General features: G+C 69.2%; 6 protein-coding genes and 1 tRNA gene. 5 read left to right on the top strand and 2 right to left on the bottom strand.

Annotated elements, in window-relative coordinates:
* The coding region (locus F9K34_RS17710) for a protein adenylyltransferase SelO family protein (protein ID WP_291338433.1) at positions 1 to 920 on the top strand (920 nt) is incomplete at its 5' end.
* Here F9K34_RS17710 and F9K34_RS17705 read toward each other — a convergent pair.
* Positions 921 to 1,583, bottom strand: coding sequence for a hypothetical protein (locus F9K34_RS17705; protein ID WP_291338432.1), 663 nt, complete (start codon positions 1,581 to 1,583; stop codon positions 921 to 923).
* A 65-nt stretch (positions 1,584 to 1,648) separates the two neighbouring features.
* On the opposite strand from F9K34_RS17705, the gene F9K34_RS17700 reads away from it, so the two are divergent.
* The 4 genes from F9K34_RS17700 to F9K34_RS17685 all read left to right on the top strand — a co-directional run bounded on the left by F9K34_RS17700 (position 1,649) and on the right by F9K34_RS17685 (position 3,217).
* The gene (locus tag F9K34_RS17700) at positions 1,649 to 2,359 is read left to right on the top strand and encodes an endonuclease/exonuclease/phosphatase family protein (RefSeq protein ID WP_291338431.1); all 711 of its coding nucleotides are present in this window, start codon (positions 1,649 to 1,651) and stop codon (positions 2,357 to 2,359) included.
* Between the two features lie 31 nt (positions 2,360 to 2,390).
* Positions 2,391 to 2,464 (top strand) — tRNA-Gly (locus F9K34_RS17695).
* 66 nt (positions 2,465 to 2,530) lie between these two features.
* Positions 2,531 to 2,770 (top strand): hypothetical protein, encoded by a 240-nt coding sequence (locus F9K34_RS17690; RefSeq protein ID WP_291338430.1) that lies wholly within the window; start codon positions 2,531 to 2,533, stop codon positions 2,768 to 2,770.
* A gap of 93 nt (positions 2,771 to 2,863) precedes the next feature.
* The gene (locus F9K34_RS17685) at positions 2,864 to 3,217 is read left to right on the top strand and encodes a RidA family protein (protein WP_291338429.1); all 354 of its coding nucleotides are present in this window, start codon (positions 2,864 to 2,866) and stop codon (positions 3,215 to 3,217) included.
* A 24-nt stretch (positions 3,218 to 3,241) separates the two neighbouring features.
* On the opposite strand, the gene F9K34_RS17680 is transcribed toward F9K34_RS17685, so the two are convergent.
* Positions 3,242 to 3,806, bottom strand: a 565-nt coding sequence (locus tag F9K34_RS17680) for an arginase family protein (protein WP_291338428.1), incomplete at its 5' end; no start/stop codon positions are given.

Below are 3,806 nucleotides of genomic sequence, written 5' to 3'. Positions count from 1 at the left end.
GTGCGGTGCTCGCCCGCGTGGCGGCCAGCCACATCCGCGTCGGCACCTTCCAGTATTTCGCCGCCCGCGAGGACGTGGAGGCACTGAGGCTCCTGACCGATCACGTCATTGCCCGCCACTACCCGGACGCGGAGGGCCCGCTCGGCCTTCTCGCGGCGGTGACGGCGGCACAGGCGCGCCTCGTCGCCCGCTGGATGAGCCTCGGCTTCATCCACGGGGTGATGAACACCGACAACATGGCGGTGTCGGGCGAGACCATCGACTACGGGCCCTGTGCCTTCATGGATGCCTATGACCCGGCGAAGGTCTTCTCCTCCATCGACCAGTTCGGCCGCTATGCCTATGGCAACCAGCCGCGCATCGCGCTCTGGAACCTCGCGCAGCTCGCCTCATGCCTCCTGCCGCTGATGGGCGAGGAAGGTCCGGCGATCGAGGCGGCGACCGAGGCGATCAACCGCTTTGCCGAGCTTTATCAGTCCGAGTGGCTCCGGCTCTTTCGCGCCAAGATCGGGCTTGCGACCGAGGCGGAGGAGGACGCCGCGCTCATCGCCGCCCTGCTGTCGCGCATGGCCGAGGGGCGGGCGGATTTCACCCGCACCTTCCGGGGGCTGGCCGAGGGCACGGCGGCGGCCGAATTCGCCGACCCGGGCCTTTTCGCCGGGTGGGAGACTGACTGGCGGGCACGGCTCGCGTCCGAGGCCGATCCGCAGGCAGTGATGCGCGCCGCGAACCCGGCCTATATCCCCCGTAACCACAGGGTCGAGGAGGCGATCCGCGCCGCGACCGCGGGCGACTTCGCTCCGTTCCACAGGCTGAACGCCGTGCTCGCCCGGCCCTTCGAGCGGCGCCCCGAGGCCGAGGGTTACGACGCCGCGCCCGAACCGGAAGAGAGGGTGACCCGCACCTTCTGCGGCACCTGATCAGCGCCGCCTGCGGAAGAAGCGGCGCTTGCGGTAGAGCCAGCGGTTCGCGGCGATGAACTCCCGCAGCGCCAGCGTCAGCCCGCCAAGATGGCGGCCCTGCAGGAAGAAGTAGCCGGCCGTCGCGCCGATGGTCGCGCCGACCGTGTCGACGATCAGGTCCCACATCGTGTCGATGAGCCCGGTCTTCTGCATGTTGAGCCCGAAGATCTGGTCCATGGCGAACTCGAAGATTTCCCAGAGCGCGCCGATCGTCATCGCGAAGCAGAAGCTCATGAAGGCGAGCGCCCCCGCCGGGGCGGCGTAGCGGTCGCCCTCGAAGAGCATGAAGACGAAGAGGAAGCCGATGAGCCCGAAGGCGAGCGCCGAGCCGCCGTGCAGGACCACGTCCCACCACCAGAACCGGCCATAGAAGTCGAAGGCCTCGCCGAGGAAGATCGTCGCGAAGACGAAGACCACGATCCAGCCGAAGAAGCGGACGGGCAGGCGGATCCCGAGGCGGCGCTGGACGAGGACGGGAACAAGCGAGAGCGCGAAGGTTGCCGCCGAGACGAAGGCGAGCGACCACCGCGCCTCGACAAGCGCCGCCACAAAGGCGATGGCAAGGACCGCCCAGATCGCCTGGACGACAACCGGCTGGCGGCGAAGGCGCTCGATCCACATGAATCAATCGTAGGAAGCGACGGGTGGCGCTTCAACCCCGGGGCGCGTCGGTCTAGAGAAGGGCCATGAAACTGCGCCTCGCCTCCTACAACGTCCACAAGTGCCTCGGGATGGACCGCCGGCGCAGCCCCGAACGGATCGTGTCGGTGCTGAACGCGCTCGATGCCGACATCGTGGCGCTGCAGGAGGTCGATCATCGCCTGCCGCCCCGGCCCGAGGCGCTGCCCCGCACCCTCATCGAGGGGGAAACCGACTTCGGCGTCCTGCCCTTCGCGCCCGAAGGTCCGAGCCTTGGCTGGCACGGCCAGACGATGCTGGTGCGGCGGGGGATCGTGGTGGAGAAGGTGCGGCGACTCCTCCTGCCGGGGCTCGAGCCGCGCGGCGCCATCCTGGCCGAGCTCGGGCCCGAGTACGGGGGTCTCCGGATCGTCGGCGTGCACCTCGGGCTGATCCGCCGCTACCGCCGGATGCAGTTCGCCGCGATCCGCGCCGCGATCAGCCGGCGCGGCGACAGGCCGACCGCGATCCTGGGCGATTTCAACGACTGGTCCGCGCATGGCGGGGCCGACGCCCTCGGGCCCTCGTTCCGGCTCCATGCGCCGGGCCCGAGCTTTCCCTCGCCACGGCCGATCGGCGCGCTCGACCGCGTGGCGCTTTCCACCGGGCTTCACCTCGTCACCGCCGGGGTCCACCGCCTCGCGCCCGCCGCGCTTGCCTCCGACCATCTGCCGGTCTGGGTGGACGTCCGGGTAGCGCCGCCGGAAGCCCTTGCCTGACACGCCGCCGCAGGGTAAGGAGCGGGCACGGGCGGGTGTAGCTCAATGGCAGAGCAGAAGCTTCCCAAGCTTACGACGAGGGTTCGATTCCCTTCACCCGCTCCAGCTTCCCGTGATATTGTCCCCGGGCGCCGCGAACAGGACGGCGCGTTCGTAGCGAGGACCTTTGCGATGAGGAAGTTCCTTCTGACTCTGGCCGGACTCGCGGCCCTTTCGGGCCCCGCGTTCGCCAACCAGTGCCCCGCGCTGATGGAGAAGATCGACGCGGCGATGGCCGCCACGACGGTCGATGACGCCACCAAGGCCCAGGTCATGGCGCTTTACGAAAGCGGCAAGGCCGCCCATGACGCCGGCGACCACGCCAAGTCCGAGACCGACCTCGGCGAGGCGCTGAAGCTTCTCGGCATGTGAGCTGCCAGGCACGACGGGAACAGGGCGGCTCCGGCCGCCCTTTCCTTTGACGGCCCCCTGCGCTATCCGGCACGGGCAGCAAGGAGGTTCCCCATGTCCCAGATCACCCGCATCGAAACCGGAAAACGCATGTCGAACGCCGTCATCCACGACGGCATCGTTCACCTCGCCGGTGTCGTCGGCGAACCCGGCAGCGACATCACCGGACAGACGAAGGAATGCCTGGCCGAGATCGACCGCCTCCTCGCGCTCGCCGGGTCCGACAAGACGCGGATCCTCAGGACGCAGATCTGGCTCGCCGAGATCGGCCGCGACTTCGCCGCGATGAACGCGGTCTGGGATGCCTGGGTGCCCCAGGGCCACACGCCGGCCCGCGCCACCGGCGAGGCCAAGCTCGCGGCCCCCGAGTATCTCGTGGAGATCATCGTCACCGCCGCGCAGGCGTGACGCACCCCGCGTGCCCGGTCGCGGCTAAAGCGCCGCGACCATCACGCAGAGGATCTCGAACATCAGCGAGACGCCGAGCCAGGCCGTGCCGCCGCTCGGATCGAAGGGCGGCGAGACCTCCACGAGGTCGGCCGCCACGATGTTGAGCCCGGCGCATTCGCGCACGACCTGCATCGCCTCGAACGCATTCGGCCCGCCCCATTCGGGCGTGCCGGTGCCGGGCGCCACGGAAGGGTCCACGAAGTCGATGTCATAGGACAGGTAGGCCGGCGCGGAGCCGACGATCTCGCGCGCCTCGGCCATGACGTCGGCAATGCCGCGGGCGAAGAACTCCTCGATCGTGACGATGCGGATGCCATGGGCGCTGGCGAAGTCGCGGTCGGCGCTGTCGTACATCGTGCCGCGGATGCCGATCTGGATCATCCGCCTGGGGTCGAGCAGCCCCTCCTCCACGGCCGATCGGAACGGGTTGCCATGGGTCAGCACCGTGCCGCCGAAATAGGGCGGAAAGAGATCGGTGTGGCTGTCGAAATGCACGAGGCCGAGAGGGGCGTCCTTGGCAAGCCCGCGCAGCACCGGAAGCGTGCAG

The organism is Albidovulum sp. (genome assembly GCF_008933605.1).
GTDB lineage: Bacteria > Pseudomonadota > Alphaproteobacteria > Rhodobacterales > Rhodobacteraceae > Albidovulum.
This window is presented reverse-complemented; position numbering and strand designations above follow the sequence as displayed.